The organism is Hymenobacter psychrophilus, assembly GCF_900107135.1.
Taxonomy (GTDB): Bacteria; Bacteroidota; Bacteroidia; order Cytophagales; family Hymenobacteraceae; genus Hymenobacter; species Hymenobacter psychrophilus.
Map to the genome: position 1 here is coordinate 40560 of NZ_FNOV01000005.1, position 18614 is coordinate 59173.

The window sequence follows — 18614 nt, forward strand, 5'->3', positions numbered from 1 at the left end:
CGTCCTCCATCCTTCACCCCCCGCTCCTTTCCCCAGTTACTCAATCCGACGCTTGATAAACCAGCGGTTGTTGAGCGTTACGCCCAGCTGCATCCGCAGGTAGCTTTCCTGCACATTGCGCTCCGTAACATCATCGGCGAGCCGGAGCACGTCGGTGTTGCCGCGCCGCCCATACGTAAAGCCCAGGCTGATAGTAGTAGCATCGAGGGCCGAGGCCGAGGGCAGCGGCAGGGCAAAGCCCCAGCTCACGGCCCGGTCGAGCAGCACGTTGCCGCCGGGGCGGTAGGGCAGCTGCGCTACGCTAAGGCCGGCGCGGTACGTAATGCGCTTAAAATAGTGGTCGACCGACGTAGGATCGGGCGTCAGCTCGCCACCCACCGACCCGCGGTAGGTGTTGCTGAGCAGAATGCCCGACAGACCTCCCTGCTCGTCGAAGGACTTGAACTGCGACCATTGCTGCAGGCCGCCATCGAGGTTCAGGCTCCAGTTGCGGTTGTTGTCGAAGCTGACGCCCAACTGCGTCAGGGCAGGCACCTGTGCTTTGCCCTTTTCGTCGCTGCTGAGTGCGGTAGCATTAATCAGCGCCCCACTCGCGTCTTCACGCAGAATGTTGCGGCTTCGGTCGCCGTTGAGCTTGCTGCGGAAGCTGTACACCCCGCCTATGTTGTAGTTGAGCTTTTCGGTGAGCTTGCCGCGGTAGTGCAGGCCCGAGCGGAAGGCAAAATCGGAATAATGCACCTGCTGCTCATAAATAGAACGGCTGGCGCTGGCCAAGGGCAGGGTTTCGGTACCCACGCGGGTGCTGGCTTCCTGGTTGATGCTACCAAACACATAAGCCGCTGATACGCCCAATACCAGATTTTTGCGCAGCCGCACTGCATGGCTCATGTAGGCCTCGGCCAAACCGCCATTGCCCTTGTACTGGCGTTCCAGCTGCGCCGTCGGGTCGGTAGCGTTGACGATGCCGCTGTCCACCGTTTTCGATTCGTAATCGACGGTGGTATAGGGCTTGAGGCCGATGGCACCGGCCCAGGTGCGGCTGATGGGTACGGCCAGGGCCACATAGCCCAGCGTGCCGGTTCCAGTGCGCTGGCTGCTAGCATCGCTGCGCAGGGTTTTAAACTGGCCAGTGTAGCCTGCCTCAAACGTAGTGCGGCCGGTGTAGTAGAGCAACGCCGGGTTTAGCTCGTTGATGTTGGTACTGTTAGGCGCTGCCAAACCCGTACCGCCCATGCCCATCTGCCGCACGCCCCCCAGGTTCATGCTGGCGTCGCCCAGCCCCAGGCGCGAATAAGGCGAATTGCCCAAGCCCTGATTCTGGCCCAGCGCCCCCGGCGTGGCAGCCAGCAGGCCCAGCAGCGAAAGACCGCCGGCCAGACCAGCAAAATTAAGTTGCGACATGGTGTACTAAAATTCGGTGGAGCCCAATTAAAACCAACTCCGGAACAACAAAGATAGCCCCTTTCAGGCGGGCACGAAAAAATGGGGCGTCGCCGCCGGCCAGCACTACGGCCAGCTTCGGGTAACGGGCAGTGTAAGCAGCCAGCAGACCCGCTACCTCGGCCGCGGCCCCGTTCAGTACCCCACTGCGGATGGCACTTTCGGTGTCGGTACCGGTCAGGGGTATCTCGTCGGCAACCTCAGGCAGCGGGGCCACCAGTGGCAGCCGCCCGGTAAACGCGTGCAGCGCCTTAAACCGCATAGCCAGCCCCGGTGCAATACTGCCGCCCCGGAACACCTGCCCCCCTTCCACTACATCAAACTTGATGGCCGTACCGGCGTCCACAATCACCACATCGCGGCCCGGCAGCAGCCAGGCGGCTCCCACGGCCGCCGCCAGCCTATCGGCCCCCAGGGTCTGGGGTGTCGCGTAGGCGTTGGTCAGGGGCAGTGGTGTGGTGGCGGGCACAAACTCCAGCACTCGGCCCGGCACCAGCGCCCGTAGCTCGGCGGCCCAAACGGCCGTCGGCCCGGCTACCGATGCCACCACTACGTGCTCGGGGTGCAGGCGCAACACAGCTGCCCGCACCTGCGCCGACGTCTGTCCGCTAGCCCATTCCAGCAGCTCATCCCGCTCAAAACAACCGTATTTCACGGCCGTATTGCCAATATCGAGGGCGAGCGTGCGCAATGGGAGAAGTAAAAGGTTGGTAGCTGAAAGCCAAAAATAGCGAACGGCCAAAAAACGTCATTCAGCGTGAAGCAAGTCGTTTCGCCTGAAGCCGTTGGTGTGTTCTGGCAACGGCGCCGAGCGGGGTTCTTCGCTTCACGCTGAATGATGTTCTTTCTGGCAGTTGATAACTCCGGGAGCCAGTTTAGGCTCCCGGGGTTGCTTGCCTACATGAAATACTTGAGGCGGATAACTTCCTTCTCGTTGAGGAAGCGCCACTTGCCGCGGGGCAAATCCTTCTTGGTGAGGCCGGCATACTGTACCCGATCCAGCGCTACCACGTCGTAGCCCAAATGCTCGAAAATGCGGCGCACGATACGGTTACGGCCAATATGGATTTCCACGCCCACGAAGTGCGGGTTACCGGCCACTACGGCCACGTCGTCTACCTCAGCTTTACCGTCTTCCAGCTCCACACCGGCCGCAATCTGGCGCAGGTCCTCTTCCGTCAGGGGCTTGTCGAGCTCCACCTGGTAAATTTTCTTGTTGCGGTGCGAGGGGTGCGAGAGTTTCTGAGCCACTTCGCCGTCGTTGGTGAACAGCAACAGGCCGGTGGTGTTGCGGTCGAGGCGACCAACCGGGAATACGCGCTCCTTCGAGGCGCTCTTGATGAGTTCCATCACCGTGCGACGGCCTTCAGGGTCGTCGGTGGTAGTCAGGAAGTCCTTGGGCTTGTTGAGCAGCAGGTACACCTGCTTTTCGCGGCTGAGGTTGGTTTTGCCGTACTGCACCGTGTCGGAAGGCTGCACCTGATAGCCCATCTCCGTCATAACCTCCCCGTTCACCTTTATCTCACCGGCTGCAATCAGCCCATCAGCGTCGCGGCGCGAGCACACGCCGGCGTTGGCAATGTAGCGGTTGAGGCGCACCGTGCCATCAGCCGGGTCTTCCTCCTGCTCACGGCGGCGCTTGTTGCCCCGGTTTTTATCCTCGTCGTAATGGCGCAGGTTCTTGTAGTCGGGCGCTTCGCCGGTTACTTCGCCACGCTTGCGCTTGCCAGCCTGGTTCGAGTCGGCGGCCGGGGCAGCCGACTCGGGGCGGTTCGGGCGCTCGTCGTAGGCGCGGCGGGGCCGCTCCTCGCGGGGCGCCCGCCGCTCGTCGCGCCCGAAGGCGCCGCGCGGGGCATCCGTATCGCCGCGGCGGGCGGGCCGCTCAGCACGACGGCCGTCGCGCTGGTCGTCGCGGCCGAAGCTGCTGCGCCGCTCGCCGCTGGCACCGCCCCCGAAGCCCGAAGGCTTGCGGTCGTCGGCATCGCGCTGTTCCCGGCCGCTGGCCTCATCGGCCCGGCGGGTAGCACGGTAGGTTTTGTCGTCGGAGAAATCGGGGTGTTGGGGCGCGAGGTCCTCGGGCCGGCGGTCGGGGTTGAAAGCGCGGGCCGGCCGCACCGGGCGGTCGGGGCCGTACTCGCGCGAGCCCATCTGGTCTTCCTGGGGCCGGGGGCGCGGGGCCTCCGGGCGCGGCTCGTCGGCGGCGTTGGGGTTGGCCTTGATGAAGCGGCGGTTCCGCTCGCCCGGCTGGCCCCGGGGCACCGACTGCTCCCCATCTTCCCGGCGGTAAGGCTGGCCCTTCCAGGTTTGCTTGGCCTCGAAGTTGCGTACGGGGCGCTCGTCGCGGCGTTCCTCACGCTGGTCGCGACGGTCGTCGCCGCGGCCGGCATTGCGCGAGTCACTGCCAAATCGGCTGTCGCGGGCCGGGCGCTCGTCGCGGCCACCAAAGCTGCCGCCACCACTGTTGCCAAACTTGCGGGGGCCACCGAAGCTGCCGCCGCCGTTGCCGCCGCCGTTGCCGAACTTGCGCGGGCCGCCATAGCCTCCCTCCGAAGGCCGTCCGCCAAAGGCCGGCCGGTCGCCGCCGCGCCGCGAGTCGTCGCGGCCGGCACCACCGCGGCTCTGCTCGCGGTTGGCCCGCTCCTGGCCGGGCTGAATAAATTTGCTGCCCGCATCACGGCCCGTAGGCCGGCTGGAGCTGGAGAAGCGGCCGCGGCCCTTGGGCGCGTCGTCGGAGTTGTGTTTCTTACCCATGGTGGTAATGCGTGCGTGCCGTATCGCTACGGTACAGATGAATGATTCGGGGAGGGCTTATAAACGACGCCCCAGGGAAAACAGTGCCCGGACCAACCGCCTGACCCCGCGCCGGGCGGAGTTCAGGCAGCTGGTCCGGGCTACCGGGTATTTAGTGCTTAGGGCTTGGTTGCTGGTGCCTGGGGGAGAGAACCTCTTCCTCAACTAAGCACAACCAACCAAGCCCTAAGCGCCAGTTTAGTCGCGACGGGCCATTTTGGCCTCAATCGAATGCTGGGTGTGGGGTACGGCGCGCAGGCGCTCCTTCTGGATGAGCTTACCCGTACCGATGCACACGCCGTAGGTGCCGTTTTTGATGCGAACCAGCGCGTTTTCGAGCTGCTGGATGAACTTCATCTGGCGTGAAGCCAACTGGTTCATACTCTCCTTCTCGGCCGTATCGGCACCGTCTTCCAACACCTTCGACGACGAAGCCGTGTTATCGGTACCCGAATCGTTTTTGCGGCTCAGGGTTTCTTTAATGAAGGATAGTTCCTTGCGGGCAGCGGTAAGCTTATCTTGGATGATCTGCTCGAACTCGGCCAGTTCTTCCCTGGAATAGCGTAGGGGTGCTTCACTCATGACGTTGCAGGAAGATATAGTGAGAAAGGTGGGATTGGGATGCACGTGGCGGATGATACCGGCTGGTTGCCGGAGCAGCCCATTCTATCGAGCAGACTGAACAGCAGCACAATAAAATTAGTTTGTCCGACTGCCCGCCAGGATCCGAAGTGGAATCAGCCATTCGTAACCGGCACCGGTAATCGGCCGCAAAGCTACGAGTTTGTCGGCGGATGCGCACCACCCCTGTCTAACTGACAATGCCTTACCCCAAAGCAGCCCACGCCCACCAGATTAGCCCGCATTGCCTTTGAAGCAGCGCCTTCTCAACCCTTCGCCTTAGAAGCCGAGCATGTGGATGGCGGCTACCGCACCCTCCACGCCCTTGTTGCCGTGCTTGCCGCCGGCCCGGTCCCAGGCCTGCTCCAGGGTGTTGGTGGTTACGAGCCCAAAAATGACGGGTTTGTTGAACTTGAGGCCCACGTTGGTAATGCCGCTGGCCACGGCGTGGCAGATATAGTCGTCGTGCTTGGTTTCGCCCTGGATAACCACGCCCAGGCAAATAACGGCGTCAATTTCGTCGTGCTGGGCCAGTAGCTGGGCGCCCAGTGTCAGCTCGAAGCTGCCGGGCACGGTATTGCGGAAGATGTGCTCGGGCTTGGCGCCGTGCTTGAGCAAGGTGTCATAGGCACCTTGGGCCAGCGTATCCGTGATTTCGCGGTTCCATTCGGCCACTACCAGCCCGAAGCGCTTCTCGGAGATATCAACAAAGTGGTCGGAGGTGTAGTCGCTCAGATTTTTGAGGGAAGTAGCCATGCAGCGCGGAGTAAACCTAAAGGTGTAATGGGCCGCAAAGATACGCGGGCCCGCTTAACGCAGCCTTCCGGGCCGGAGCCTGGTGTTGGAGCACTAGTAACTCCTTGGCTTTCTGGCAGTAAAGCAAAAGAGGCAGCCAATTGGCTGCCTCTTTTGCTTTAAGCCGTTTACGGTCAGTTACTTAACGCTCAAACCTTCGGCGCGGGACTTATACTGCTTGGCCTCATTGGCTTCGGCGGCGGCGGGGTAGGCCGTCAGGATTTTGTCGTAGGCGGTAATAGCGCCGGCGTAATCCTTGGCCGCTTCGCGGGCCGTGCCTTCCTTGAGCAGGTAAGCGGGCGAGAAGTACTCGTTGGCGTTGTAGTTGGCGGCCTTGTTGTAGTAGTCGGCGGCCTCTTTGGGTTGGTTGAGCTCCAGGTGGGCATCACCGATCAGCGAGTATGCACGGGCCTGCACCAGGTAGTCGTCGGCGCTGAAATCTTCGAGGTAGTCAATGGCGGCCTTGTACTTGCCATCCTTGAGGGCAGCCACACCAGCGTAGAAGCTGGCGAGGTTGCCCGCATCGGAGCCACCGTACTCCGAAGCCACGCGCTCCAGACCCAGGTTGCGGCCATCACCTTTCAAAGCCTTCTGCAGCGAGTCGGCTTCCCAGTAGCTCACGGCCTGGAACATGGCCGCCTGCCCCTTTTCGTTTTGCGAGTTACGCCACATGTAGTAGCCGAAACCACCCACTACGGCCAGCACCACAACAGCCAGCAACCCCAGCAGCACGTTCTTATTGCGGCGCACAAAATCTTCCGACTCAACCAGCCGCATGGCCAGCGCGTCGGGGTCTTCCATCAGTGGGTGCTCGGGGTTGTAGGCTTGCGCGGGGGCGAGCGGGTCGGTGCTGACGACCTGCTGCTGGCGGGCCTGCTGGCTTTTACCCGTAAAAGGAATCTTGGACATGGGGTTGCTCGAAAAAGGGGCCGCTGAATGCGGTCGAAAAATCGTCCGGTTGATTAGTCGCGGATGTAGGGGTAGTCCTGTTGCACGTACACATCGTGGTAAAGCTCGTCGGCGGTCGGGTAGTCCGACTTCTCGGCAAACTCCACCGACTCCAGCACCTGGGCCTTGATCTTCTCGTCGATGGCTTCCAGATCGGCCTCGGTGGCCATGTTGTGGGTGAGGATGGTGTGGCGCACGGCCTCGATGGAGTCGCGCGTGCGGTAATCCTCCAGCTCGTCCTTGGTGCGGTACTTGGCCGGGTCGCTCATCGAGTGGCCCTTGTAGCGGTAGGTTTTGAACTCGAGCAACGTGGGGCCTTCGCCGGCGCGGGCGCGCTCGGCGGCGCGCGACACAGCCTCGTGCACGTCTTCCACGTTCATGGCGTTCACCGGCTCGGAAGGCATGTCGTACGACTCGCCGAGCGTGTAGAGCTCCGTGACGTTGGACGTGCGCTGCACCGAGGTGCCCATGGCGTAGCCGTTGTTCTCAATCACGAATATCACGGGCAGCTTCCAGAGCATGGCCATATTGAAGGCCTCGTGCAGGGCGCCCTGGCGCACGGCGCCGTCGCCCATCGAGCACACGCAGAGGTTGCCGGTCTTGTTGTATTTCTCGGCGAAAGCAATGCCGGCCCCCATGGGCACCTGCGCACCCACGATGCCGTGGCCGCCGATGAAGTTCACTTCCTTATCGAAGATGTGCATCGAGCCGCCCTTGCCCTTCGAGCAACCGGTAGCCTTAGCGTACAGCTCGGCCATTACGGCGTTGGGCGAGGTGCCCAGCGCCAGCGGGTGGGCGTGGTCGCGGTAGGCGGTGATGTGCTTGTCGTCCTTGGTCAGGGCCGATACCGTGCCGGCTACGCAGGCCTCCTGGCCGATGTAGAGGTGGCAGAAGCCTTTAATCTTCTGCTGCCCGTAGAGCTGGCCAGCCTTCTCCTCGAACTTGCGCATGAGCACCATTTGCTCGTACCAGGTCAGGTACGTCTCCTTCGAGTACTCAGGCTTAGCCGGCGACGAAGCCTTGGGCTCATCGGTGGCAGCTTTCGCGGCCTTGTTGGCGGCCGGTTTCACATTCTGAGGTTGCTCGGCAGTTTCTACCGTGGCCTTGCCCTTGGCCGTTGCCTTGGTAGCCGACGTTTTCTTCGCCGAATTGGAACCCTTGGTAGCAGCCTGTACTTTCGTCTCCGCCATCTTCGTTTCGATTGTTCGCGTTTGGGAGGCGAAAGTACGTAAAAGGATGGCAATGTCCGAACCCCTCGCATGAATCTGGAGAACCTCCACCTGCTCTTCTTTAAGAACTACGAAGAAGCCCAGCTTGCCTTTTCCCCGCATATCAACTGCTTCATCGGCAACAATGGCAGCGGCAAAACCAACTTGCTCGATGCCATCCACTACCTCTCGCTGACGAAGAGCGCCTTCACCCAGGCCGATGCCCAGAGCATCAAGCAGGGCGAGGAATTCTTCGTAGTGCGCGGCCGGTTTGCCGACCGGCCCGATGAAGCCCCGGCCGAAACCATTCAGTGCAGCCTGCGCACGGGCCAGAAGAAAACCATCACCCATGACAAGCAGGCTTACGAGCGGGTGTCCGACCATATCGGCCGTTACCCGGTGGTGCTTATCTCCCCCTACGACACCGACCTGATCCGGCAGGGCAGCGAGGAGCGGCGCAAGTATTTCGACAGCCTCATGTCGCAACTCGACCACGCGTACCTGGAGCTGCTCATTCGCTATACCCAGCTGCTTAAGCAGCGCAACGCCCTGCTCAAGCTCGCCGCCGACCGCCAGGCCGGCTACGACCGCGACTACCTGCTGACGATTGATGAGCAGCTGGCTCCGCTGGGCGAACAGATGGTACAGCGCCGCCAGGAATTTCTGGTTGGGTTCGAGCCGCTGTTTCAGCGCCACTACACTCAGCTCGCCGACGGCCAGGAGCAAGTCACGCTTACGTATAAGAGTGAGCTGCCCGGTGCCGACTTCGGCAAGCTGCTGCGCCTGCAGGAGCGCCGCGACCTGACGCTGCAGCGCACCACCACCGGCCCCCACCGCGACGACTTCACGTTCCTGATGGATGACAAGCCAGTGAAGGGCTACGGCTCGCAGGGCCAGCAGAAGTCGTTCGTTATTGCCCTTAAGCTGGCCCAGTTCGAGCTGCTGGCCGAGCGCCAGCACCAGAAGCCCCTGCTGCTGCTCGACGACATCTTCGACCGCCTCGACGAGAAGCGCATCACCCGGCTCATGCAGCTGGTGGCCAACCATACCTTCGGCCAGATATTCCTGACCGATACCCACCTCGAACGCACTGACCGGGTACTGGCCGAGCTGTCGGAAGATATCCGCCGGTTCCGGGTAGAAGCCGGCACCGTGGCGCGGTTGTAGCCGTTGGGCGGGGTACCTTTGTTTAGTTGGCAAGCGGGACACTTTTCGCGCGCGTTAACTTACCCGAATGGCCTACAAAAAACCCTATACCCCAGAGAATACCCGCAAGGCCGATATCGTCCCGCTCAAGGACAGCATCACCGCCATGCTCCGCGTTTACCGCCTGCAGGGTAAGCTGAACGAAGTAACGGTGGTGGCCAGCTGGGAGAAGGTAATGGGCAAGGCTGTGGCCCTGAAAACCCAGCAGCTCTACGTGAGCAACAACAAGCTGTTCGTTCGCCTTTCGTCGGCACCTCTCAAGCACGAACTGGTTATGGCCAAGACCAAGGTCTTGGCGAACCTCAACGCCGAAGTCGGTGAGGATATCATCAAGGAAGTCGTTTTCCTGTAGAGACGCCGGCTACTGCAAACGAAGCGCGAACCCATCACCCGCATAGACGGCGTAGGCAGCGGGGCTTGTCCCCGCCCGCCGTTGAGCGGTTGCCGTGGAATCAGTCGTGCCCGGTATCGTTCAACGACAATCGTTGACCAGCGGGTGAGGGCAAGGCCCCGCTTATACTGCAGGCAGTTCGACCATCCATGCCGGTGTAGTCCAGCGAAAATCGGGCAACGGCGGGGCGAGGCTCGCCCCCACCCCGCGCACCAAGCAAATCAATCAGTCGCTCCCAGTGTCGTCCGATGGCAACCGCTCAGCGCCGGGTGAGGCACCAGATTGGCGCACTCACAGCATGCGGATTCAAGCGCAGGTTCTGGTCGGTGTCATCAGGCGCAGGAGGCAGACTGTAAACGTCAATTCTTAGCTCTGCTTACTGGCTAGTATATAACGCGGCAACGCTCGCCTTCCAGCAGGGCCAGTTGGGCATCCACGTTCAGGCTGCTGCGGGCATTATCGAACTGTTCGCGGTACTGTTGTTGAAACTGCCGGCGCTTGATGGCTTCCTGGAAGCGGCGCACATCATCGCGGGTTTCCAGCTCCAGACCGGGCACCTGAGTAGGCTGGCCTTCGTCGTCTTTGGCCACCATGGTGAAGTAGCTCGTGTTGGTATGTTTGACCAGGCCGGTGCGCACATCTTCGGCCGTCACCTTAATGCCTACCAGCAGGGAAGTGCGACCCACGTAGTTCACCGATGCCAGCAGCGACACCAACTCACCGACCTCCACGGGCTGCATGAAATTCACCCCGTCTACGCTCACAGTTACGCAGTAGGTACCGGCATGCTTAGAGGATGCTGCGTAGGCAACCTTGTCCATGAGCGAGAGCAAAATGCCTCCGTGAATTTTGCCGCCGAAGTTGGCATACGATGGAATCATCAGCTCGGTGAGCGTGACGCGTGAGTAAGAGACAGGACGGTATTGGGGAAGCACAAATGGAGGCATGGGCCGACGGTTAGGAACGGGAGTGTGGCCGCAAAGCTAGCACCGTCCGGCCCTTCCCCTACCCCACTATCCGGGGGTTACAATGCCCACCGGAAGTCCCCTCTGCCAAGCTTACAGATGAGCGCCCCAGCAGGCACTTATGCCCGGTCAACGGACAGTAACATTCGGCGCCAGGAACGCGTGGGCTAAAGGATCGGCTCCTGCCAGACGAAAGCTGTATCGGCAGGGCCGAAAGGAGCGGAAACAAATATGTTTCACGTGGAACAATTCTGTTCTATTTCGGACCGTACACTTTCAACAGCAGCTCGTTGTAGTCTTCCAGCAGGGCGATATACTTCTGCTGAAGCGTCATCAGCTGTTTTAGACTGTCCGCGTCGGACGACACCGTAACAGCTGTTCGGAGTGTTGCACTGCTGTCAGCTGAACTGTTCGAACTTTTTGATACAGGTGTAACAGTAAACGATAAATCAGGCGACGACGGCGTTGTAAATTCGTCTGCAAAGTTGTGTCCGATAATATCACCGACACGCTTTACAAAGGTGTAATCCAGTTCCTGCTCCTTGAATTTACGATACATCGTCGGACGTGTAATACCTAAGTCGTCCACTATCCGCGTAATAGAGATTCCGCTGCTTTTAATGGCCTCCTGAAGCATTTCGCCCTGATGTGACATAATCAATGAGTGTAACGGGGTTGAGTACGTAAATATGGACAATACATCTTACGTAACCAAAGTCCGCGGATACGTTCTTGTGTTACAGTGAAACATTACGTAACAACTATACATTTTGATACAACTATCGGACACTGTAACACACCCCTCTGTTACGTTACATTCGTTACGTTACAGTTATTGTGTAACACATCTGACAACGCCCATAGTAACGCTAGGAATGATACAGCGGGGTACAAAAGCCTAACGCAGGGCCAGCAGCCGGTTGGGATAATCGGTGGTAATGGCCCAGGGATTCAACGCCAGCACGGCCCGCATATCGGTCGGCTCGTTCACGGTCCAGGGCACCAGCCGGATGTGCTGCGTGGCCAGCGCGGCAGCCAGCGCGGGCGTCAGCAACCGGAAGTTGGGGCCGACTACGGCCGGGGTAAAACCCAGCGCCGTTAGGTGCGCGGCCAGGGGTAATTCATCTTCGATGAGCAGGCACAGGGGCAGCGTGGGCGCCTCGAATCGGGCCAGCTGCAGGATGCGTTTATCGAAGCAGAGTAGCGTGGTGCGAGGCAGGATTTGCAGGGCTTGCAGTTCGGCCAGCACCAGCGCCAGTAGCTCGGCGGGCGGTGGCTGAAACTGGCCTTCGTGGGCCGGCTCGCTCTTGATTTCGATGCTGTATTTCACTGGCGGCCGGCCCAGCTGCTGGGTCAGAATTTCGAGGTCGGCTACCACTTCGCGCAGCAGCGGCTTGGCGGCCGGCGCGGGCTGCTGCTCCGGAAAACCGGGATGGCGCGTGCGGCCGCAATCGTACTCCCGGATGCGAGCGTAGGGCAGCTGGTAGAGGTTGTGCTGCCGGGCTTCGGCGGGCCGGATGGGGGCCCCGGAAGGCAGCCGGCAGATGGCGGCCGACATCCAGGGCTCGTGCGAAACCACCACCTGCCGGTCGGCAGAAATCACCACGTCCAGCTCCACGGCATCGACGCCCAGGCGCAGGGCTTCGCGGAAGGCAGGCACTGTATTTTCGGGCCGCAGCCCCCGGCAGCCGCGATGGCCGTGTACTTCGGGAAAGCGGGTAGATTCAGGCAACATAGGCGTGAGCGTAGCAGGCGCAGCGGTGCGCTGGCCCCGTTGCTTACGCAGGCCGCGCCGGCGCATGGATAAATCGGGCTACTTTTACTTTCTTAAACACCCTCTCCCAACCGAATCTCAACTTCCTCCTCCCATGAAAAAAGTCCTTATTCTGATTGTGCTCGTGGCCGTGGGCGTCGGGGCCTACCTCTACTACTACAAGGTGCGCACCGCGCCCGAGTACTCGCTCATGCAGGCCTACAATGCCATCGACAACCACGATCCGGAAGCCTTCGGGCAGTACGTGAACGTGAGCAGCGTGACGAACAGTCTCGTGGACGACGTTGCCGACAACGGCTCGGCGCTGGGCGTGCTTAACCCCGGCGGCATGGCCCTGACCGGCGCCCTGCGCCTACTCAAGCCCCAGCTGGCCAAGGCGGCCCAAAAGGAGGTGCAGCGCTACGTAGAAACCGGCTCGGTGGAAGCGGCCAGCGCCGCCGCCCCCAAGCGGCTCGTCAATGTATCGATGATGGGGCTGGCCGGCAAAGTGGTGGGCGAGAACAGCAAGTTCCGGGGTATCGCCTACTCGCGCGAAGAGGGGGAGCAGGCCCTAGTGGGCCTGGAGTTCACCCAGCCCCGCTACGACACCACGCTGGTGCTCGAAGTGAAGATGCTCCGGCGCGGCGACCACTGGCAGGCCACTGAAATCACGAACACCGGCGCGGTTCTGCAGCACGTGGCCCGCATGGAAAAGCGACGGCTACTAGGCGGCAAGTAGGCCCCGCACACCCTATATCACTTAAAGCAAAAAGCCCCGCTGTACCGAAGTACAGCGGGGCTTTTTGCTTGCTGGCTGATGAGTAACCGGGCAGCTTAGGTGCTTGACTTGCCACGACCCGCGAACAGGAAGTAGAGAATCAGACCACCCAACGGGAAGAGGAATACGATGGCGGCCCACAGGATTTTCTTGCCGATTCCCCAGTCTTGGCGGAAGATGTCGAAGAGCACGAATACGTCGAGGGCGAGAATGATATAGCCCCAGGTGGCCAGACTGCCGTCGTTGTTGAAGCGGCTGCACGAGGTGAGCAGCGAAACCGTGAGTAGCGAAAGAAGCAGGCCGGCACCGGGCAGGCGTTTGGTAAGCGTGTTGAGGGCGTTCATGGCAGGGAAAGGTTAGGTTTGGAGAGTTATGGGCCCCTTTACGCAATGAACTCAAAATAGATATCTAAAAGTCACGATAATATATATTAACTACTTGATTCACAAGTATTTACCTACATATAACTGGATTTGCTCCAGGAAAATACCAGCCGCTCGCGGAATTAGTATCAGCGTGAGCACAACGCCGTAGAGCGCGCCGTAAAAGTGGGCGTCGTGGTTGATGTTGTCGCCCTGGCGCTGGCTCATGTAGTAGGAGTAGCCCAGGTAAAGGAAGCCAAAGATGAAGCCCGGGATTTCGAAGGGAATGGGGAAGATGTAGAGGCCGGCCGCCGGGTTGAACAGAATGGCCGAGAACACCACCGCCGACACGCCGCCCGAGGCTCCGAGCGAGCGGTAGCCGGGGTCGTTGCGGTGACGCAGGTACGTGGGGATATCGGACACAACAATGCCGCCCAGGTACAGCAGCAGATACCACAGCAGCCCCATCGTGGGCCCGAAGGCGTACCCGAAAATGGTTTCGACTACCCGGCTGAACGAGTAGAAGGCAATCATATTAAAGAGCAGGTGCGTGAAATCGGCGTGCAGGAAGCCCGAGGTGAGGAAGCGGTACCACTCGTTGCGGCGCTGCACCACGTAGGGCTCCAGAATCCAGGATTCCAGGAATTCCGGGTTCGACCAAGCGTAGAGGGAGATGCCGGCCGTGAGCACGGCCAGCACCAGGGTGGCGGAAATTTCCATTTAGGGGAATTAGGGGTGATGGAAAAGGATTGGATGATGGATGGGAGGGTTGGAAAAAGAACGGTGTCATGCTGAGCAAAGGCGGAGCCGCAGTCGAAGCATCTCTACTGCAAGGCTAACCCTGTCGTTGGATTGCCATTGCCACGAAGCGGTAGAGATGCTTCGACTCCACTCCGCTGCGCGGACGCCAGATGAAGCATGACACCGGGTTTCCTTACTAGTTTTCGGCTATTCCTTGTTACTGCTCGCGCTCCAGTAGCTGCAGGGCCAGTTGGTGCAGGGGCTTTTTGCGCGATTCGGGGGCTGCCACACGCTCCAGGTGCTGGAGGGCGTCCACGAAGTAATCGTTGATAAGCGCCTCGGTCTGGGGGCGGATTTCGAGCTCGTCGTAGATGGCGCGCACGGCCGCTATTTTGGCCTCCTCATCGGGTACCGGCTGACTGATGTGTTGGGCCAGCACGGCCTGCTGGGCGGGGCCAGCCTGGGCCTGGGCAGTGAGTAGCAGGAAGGTCTTTTTGTCGGCTAGAATGTCGCCGCCCACGCGCTTGCCGAAGGTGGCCGCGTCGCCGTACACGTCGAGTAGGTCGTCGCGCAGCTGAAAAGCCAGGCCGACGTCCACCCCGAACTGGCGCAGGTGGTCGGCATCCTCCTCCGAAGCGCCCCCAAGCCGGGCGCCCAGCTCCAACGCAAAGCCCAGCAGCACGGCCGTCTTCAGCCGGATCATATCCAGGTACTGCGCGATGCTGACGTCGGTGCGGGTCTCAAACTCCATGTCCCACTGCTGGCCCTCGCAGACTTCGGCGGCCGTTTGCGAGAACCGGCGCAGCAGCGGGGCCAGCAGGGCCGGCGGCACATCAAACAGCAGCTCGTAGGCCCGCACCAGCATCACATCACCACTCAGGATGGCCACGTTGGGGTTCCATTTTTCGTGTACCGTGGGCTGGCCGCGGCGTAGCGGGGCCTGGTCCATCAGGTCGTCGTGGAGCAGGGTGAAGTTGTGGAATACCTCGGTGGCCAGCGCGGGCTTCACCACGGCCGCCAGCTCGTCGGTGAACAGGTGGGCGCCCATCAGCGTGAGTACCGGCCGGATGCGCTTGCCGCCGAGGCCCATGATGTAGCGGATGGGCTCGTAGAGGCTGATCGGCTCCTGCCCGTAGCGCAGGTCGGCGAGGCCGGCCGTGAGTTTATCGGTGAAGAAAGAAAGGTCCATGCAGGGGTCAGATTGAGCAGGGAAAGGTACGGCGGGTTGTGGGAAGCAGTGCTCCGCCCAACTTCGTATCTTCCCTGGCATGAGAACCCAACACCCGCTCCTGCTGCTTGTTTGGCTGCTACTCCCGGCAGCGGCCATAGCACAGAACTCCTACAACCGCTGGGATGCCCGACCGGCCGCGCCCATAGTGCCATTGCCCCCGAAAACAAACCGGCAGCCAACAGACAGGAAGCCTACCCCGCCAACTTCCGCTGCCCCCGATTCGGTGGCGCTTACTACGGGCAAGTATGTACGGGTGGAAACGATGCCCAGCTTTCTAGGCGGGACGCAGGCCATGTACACAGTTATAAGCAAGAACCTGAAAAGGCCCGCCGGCCCACGGAAGCGTGGGTCGGTACTGGTGCAGTTTACGGTATTGGCATCCGGGGCCTTATCTGGCATCGGCGTAGTGCTGGGCCGGGGCCTAAACCCGGCCTACGATGCCGCGGCAGTAGCGGCGGTGAGCCGGTTGCTCCCCTTCACACCAGGCAAGCGCGGCGGGCAGCCCGTCGATATGGTACTGACGGTGCCGATAGAGTTTAGGTAGGCAGCTGGCCCTGGCAGCAAAAAGCCCCTGCTACCGTTGCCGGTAACAGGGGCTTCTCGTCTAATTCAGGCTTCGGATTTTGCCGGTTGAGGCGTTACCGGCGGCGCTTACCCCCGCTGCCTTTGCTGCTGCTCTTAATTTCGCTCCGGCCGCTGGCGCTGTTGCTGCTGTTCTTGCCATCGGAGCGGCCGCCTTTACCGCTGGGCTTGCCACCGCGCTCGGGGCGACCACCGCGGGGGCGGCTACCGTTTTCGCGACGCTCCTGCTGCTCGCGCTGCTTCACGTCGTCGGGGCGGTCGTCTACCAGGGCGAAGTCGATGGTGCGGTCGAGCAGGTTTACGGCCTTCACTTCCACCTGCAGCTCGTCGCCGAACTGGATGATGCGCTTGCTGCCCTGGCCCACGAGGCGGTAGTTGTCCTTGTCGAGCTCGAAGGTGTCGCCGGGAATGTCGCTGATGCGAATCATGCCTTCGCACTTGTTCTCGGCAATTTCCACATACATGCCCCACTCGGTCAGGCCCGAAACCACGCCGGTAAACTGCTCGCCAATGTGGTCCTGCAGGAACTCGACCTGCTTGAACTTGATGCTGGCGCGCTCGGCGCTGGCGGCCAGTTTTTCGCGCTCCGACGAGTGCTTGCACTCCTCCTCGATGGGCTCCACTTCTACGTTCTTGCCGCCCTCCAGGTAGTGCTCCAGCAGGCGGTGGGCCATCATGTCGGGGTAGCGGCGGATGGGTGAGGTGAAGTGCGAGTAGTGCTCGAAAGCCAGGCCAAAGTGCCCGCGCGGGTCGGTGGTGTAGGTGGCCTTGGCCATGGTGCGGATGGCCAGCGTCTGGAGCACGTTCTGCTCGGGGCGGCCCACTACTTCCACGTTCAGGTCGTTGAGTTCGGTGCTCAGTTTCTGCACGTCTTTCAGCTCGAGGTGGTAGCCGAATTTCTTGGCAAACAGCGCGAAGTTCTGCAGGCGCTCGGGGTCGGGCGAGTCGTGCACCCGGTACACCATGGTCAGGCGCGGCTTGGTTTTCTTGAGTTTGAAGACGAACTCGGCCACCTTACGGTTGGCCAGCAGCATGAACTCCTCAATCATCTTGTGGGCGTCCTTGCGCTCCTTCACGTACACGCCCAGCGGCTTGCCGTCCTCATCGAGGCGGAACTTCACCTCCTGCGTTTCAAAGCTGATGGCGCCCTGCTTGAAGCGAGCCGCGCACAGCTTTTTGGCAATGCGGTTCATCAGCTGCACCTCCTGGGTGTAGTCCGATTCCAGGCCCTCAATCCGCTCCTGGGCATCCTCGTAGGCGAAGCGACGGTCGGAGTGAATGACGGTTTTGCCCAGCCAAGTGCTGTAGAGCTTACCGTTCTCATCGAGCTCGAACACGGCCGAAAACGTCAGTTTGTCTTCATTGGGGCGCAACGAACAGAGGCCGTTGCTCAGGTGCTCGGGCAGCATCGGAATCACGCGGTCAACCAAGTACACCGAAGTAGCGCGGCTGCGGGCCTCGTTCTCCAGGGCCGTGTCGAGCTGCACGTAGTGCGTCACGTCAGCAATGTGCACGCCGATTTCCCAGTGCCCGTTTTCGAGCTGCTGAATCGACAGCGCATCATCAAAGTCCTTGGCGTCGGCCGGGTCGATGGTGAAAGTGGTGATGGCGCGGAAGTCGCGGCGGCGGGCAATTTCCTCGGCCGGAATAGTATCAGGCATGGCCTGAGCTTCAGCTTCTACCTCGGCCGGAAACTCAAACGGCAACCCAAACTCGGCCATGATGGCGTTGATTTCGGCCTCGTTGCCGCCGGCCTGCCCGAAGCTGCGCACCACGACGCCGGCCGGCGAGCGGTCGGAGCCATCCTCCGGAAACTCGGTGACGTGCACCAGCACTTTGTCGCCGTGCTGGGCGTCGTTGAGGTCGTCCTGGCTCACGTACACATCAAAGTACAGCTTGCGGTTGTCGGCCTTCACAAAGGCCACATGGTCGCGAATTTGCAGGCGGCCCACTACTTCGGGGCGCTTGCGGTCGAGCACCTCCACCACGTCGCCCACGGGGCGGCCGTCGCGGGAGCCGCGCAGGCGCAGGCGCACGGTGTCGCCCTGCATGGCAAAGCGCAGGCGGTCGGTGAATACGCGCACGTCGTTTTCGGTCTCCTCGCTAATCACGAAGGCGTACTTTTCGGTGGCCAGCGCCACGGTGCCCACAATGGTGTCGCCCCCGCTCTCGCGGCGGCGGCGCGGGGCCTGCGGGTCGTCGGCATCGGCAAAGTCGAAACCGGCTTCGCGGCGGCGGTGCACCACGGGGTCCTGGCCGAATTCGCTCTCCACTACCCGGCCGCCGCGGGGCAGCTTTTTGCCGGGCGGCAGCTCGCCGGGCTCGCTAACGGCCGTGGCCACGGCTTCCGTTGCGTCGTCGGCATCGTCTTTCTTGCCGCCCTTGCGGCGGCCTTTAGGCGCGGTGGCCTGGGCCTGCTGGGCCTCGTCGGTAAGGCGGTACTCATCGTTCTGAATCAGCAGCAACTGATTATCCTGGCGCAACTCGCGCAGGTGGGCAAACACCACTTCGCGCTGGTCTTTGGTGGTTACACCGAGGCGGCGCGAGAGCTGGCGATAGGTGAGGACTTTGCCGGGGTTGTCGCGGAAAATCCGCATAATCTGGTCCTGGCTGATGGGAGTTGCGGCGGCCGCAGTTTCGGTTGAGGAGGCCTTCGCGCGGGAGGCGCGGGGGGCCGATTGGGAGGGTTGTTTCATGTAGTCAGTCGGGCCGCCGGTTGTGTCTTTTCTCAGGCGGCAGAAGTTGAATGGGGGAAAGGCTTCGGGTTGAATGCCTTCGGGAAATTGAAAAAGGAAGCGGCACA

18 protein-coding genes are annotated in these 18614 nt (G+C 61.3%); 4 read left to right on the top strand and 14 right to left on the bottom strand.

The features are described 5' to 3' along the window. Positions 1 to 36: 36 nt before the first annotated feature. The 7 genes from BLW21_RS08570 to pdhA all read right to left on the bottom strand — a co-directional run bounded on the left by BLW21_RS08570 (position 37) and on the right by pdhA (position 7784). Entirely contained in the window at positions 37 to 1401 is a 1365-nt protein-coding gene (locus BLW21_RS08570; RefSeq protein WP_092739046.1) for a BamG family beta-barrel-assembly machinery protein, read from the bottom strand. Continuing rightward, positions 1388 to 2131 carry a type III pantothenate kinase gene (locus tag BLW21_RS08575; protein ID WP_092739047.1) on the bottom strand — a complete coding sequence of 248 codons (744 nt, stop codon included), beginning with the start codon at positions 2129 to 2131 and terminating at the stop codon, positions 1388 to 1390. Before BLW21_RS08575 ends, BLW21_RS08570 begins: the two co-directional genes overlap by 14 nt. A gap of 206 nt (positions 2132 to 2337) precedes the next feature. Next, on the bottom strand, positions 2338 to 4191 hold the full coding sequence (locus BLW21_RS08580; protein WP_245711849.1) for a pseudouridine synthase: 1854 nt from the start codon (positions 4189 to 4191) through the stop codon (positions 2338 to 2340). A 237-nt stretch (positions 4192 to 4428) separates the two neighbouring features. Continuing rightward, on the bottom strand, positions 4429 to 4812 hold the full coding sequence (locus tag BLW21_RS08590; RefSeq protein ID WP_092739049.1) for a TraR/DksA family transcriptional regulator: 384 nt from the start codon (positions 4810 to 4812) through the stop codon (positions 4429 to 4431). A gap of 318 nt (positions 4813 to 5130) precedes the next feature. Next, entirely contained in the window at positions 5131 to 5607 is a 477-nt protein-coding gene (gene ribH / locus BLW21_RS08595) for a 6,7-dimethyl-8-ribityllumazine synthase (protein ID WP_019948742.1), read from the bottom strand. Between the two features lie 177 nt (positions 5608 to 5784). After that, a complete protein-coding gene (locus BLW21_RS08600; RefSeq protein WP_092739050.1) occupies positions 5785 to 6555 on the bottom strand; it encodes a tetratricopeptide repeat protein in 771 nt (256 codons plus the stop codon). 53 nt (positions 6556 to 6608) lie between these two features. Continuing rightward, positions 6609 to 7784: a pyruvate dehydrogenase (acetyl-transferring) E1 component subunit alpha gene (gene pdhA, locus BLW21_RS08605; protein WP_092739051.1), complete on the bottom strand. Its 1176-nt coding sequence runs from the start codon at positions 7782 to 7784 to the stop codon at positions 6609 to 6611. A gap of 69 nt (positions 7785 to 7853) precedes the next feature. On the opposite strand from pdhA, the gene recF reads away from it, so the two are divergent. After that, entirely contained in the window at positions 7854 to 8969 is a 1116-nt protein-coding gene (gene recF / locus BLW21_RS08610; protein WP_092739052.1) for a DNA replication/repair protein RecF, read from the top strand. A 67-nt stretch (positions 8970 to 9036) separates the two neighbouring features. Further along, complete coding sequence (locus BLW21_RS08615; protein WP_092739053.1) at positions 9037 to 9360, top strand: DciA family protein; 324 nt, start codon at positions 9037 to 9039, stop codon at positions 9358 to 9360. Positions 9361 to 9782: 422 nt separating this feature from the next. On the opposite strand, the gene BLW21_RS08620 is transcribed toward BLW21_RS08615, so the two are convergent. The 3 genes from BLW21_RS08620 to BLW21_RS08630 form a co-directional block, all read right to left on the bottom strand. Further along, positions 9783 to 10346 carry an acyl-CoA thioesterase gene (locus BLW21_RS08620; protein WP_245711850.1) on the bottom strand — a complete coding sequence of 188 codons (564 nt, stop codon included), beginning with the start codon at positions 10344 to 10346 and terminating at the stop codon, positions 9783 to 9785. 274 nt (positions 10347 to 10620) lie between these two features. After that, positions 10621 to 11019 (bottom strand): DNA-binding transcriptional regulator Fis, encoded by a 399-nt coding sequence (locus tag BLW21_RS08625; protein ID WP_092739055.1) that lies wholly within the window; start codon positions 11017 to 11019, stop codon positions 10621 to 10623. A 243-nt stretch (positions 11020 to 11262) separates the two neighbouring features. Beyond that, positions 11263 to 12099, bottom strand: coding sequence for a glycerophosphodiester phosphodiesterase family protein (locus BLW21_RS08630; protein WP_092739526.1), 837 nt, complete (start codon positions 12097 to 12099; stop codon positions 11263 to 11265). A 133-nt stretch (positions 12100 to 12232) separates the two neighbouring features. Between BLW21_RS08630 and BLW21_RS08635 the strand changes: the two genes are divergently transcribed. Beyond that, positions 12233 to 12856 (top strand): hypothetical protein, encoded by a 624-nt coding sequence (locus BLW21_RS08635; RefSeq protein WP_092739056.1) that lies wholly within the window; start codon positions 12233 to 12235, stop codon positions 12854 to 12856. 95 nt (positions 12857 to 12951) lie between these two features. Here the strand turns inward: BLW21_RS08635 and BLW21_RS08640 are convergent, their stop codons facing one another. The 3 genes from BLW21_RS08640 to BLW21_RS08650 all read right to left on the bottom strand — a co-directional run bounded on the left by BLW21_RS08640 (position 12952) and on the right by BLW21_RS08650 (position 15187). Next, complete coding sequence (locus BLW21_RS08640) at positions 12952 to 13239, bottom strand: PLD nuclease N-terminal domain-containing protein (RefSeq protein ID WP_092739057.1); 288 nt, start codon at positions 13237 to 13239, stop codon at positions 12952 to 12954. 99 nt (positions 13240 to 13338) lie between these two features. Continuing rightward, positions 13339 to 13977: a rhomboid family intramembrane serine protease gene (locus BLW21_RS08645; protein ID WP_175470908.1), complete on the bottom strand. Its 639-nt coding sequence runs from the start codon at positions 13975 to 13977 to the stop codon at positions 13339 to 13341. A 238-nt stretch (positions 13978 to 14215) separates the two neighbouring features. Then, the gene (locus tag BLW21_RS08650; RefSeq protein WP_092739058.1) at positions 14216 to 15187 is read right to left on the bottom strand and encodes a polyprenyl synthetase family protein; all 972 of its coding nucleotides are present in this window, start codon (positions 15185 to 15187) and stop codon (positions 14216 to 14218) included. A 79-nt stretch (positions 15188 to 15266) separates the two neighbouring features. Here BLW21_RS08650 and BLW21_RS08655 point away from each other — a divergent pair, with 79 nt between their 5' ends. Next, complete coding sequence (locus BLW21_RS08655; protein WP_092739059.1) at positions 15267 to 15773, top strand: energy transducer TonB family protein; 507 nt, start codon at positions 15267 to 15269, stop codon at positions 15771 to 15773. A gap of 94 nt (positions 15774 to 15867) precedes the next feature. Here the strand turns inward: BLW21_RS08655 and rnr are convergent, their stop codons facing one another. After that, entirely contained in the window at positions 15868 to 18507 is a 2640-nt protein-coding gene (gene rnr / locus BLW21_RS08660; RefSeq protein WP_092739060.1) for a ribonuclease R, read from the bottom strand. Positions 18508 to 18614: the final 107 nt, after the last annotated feature.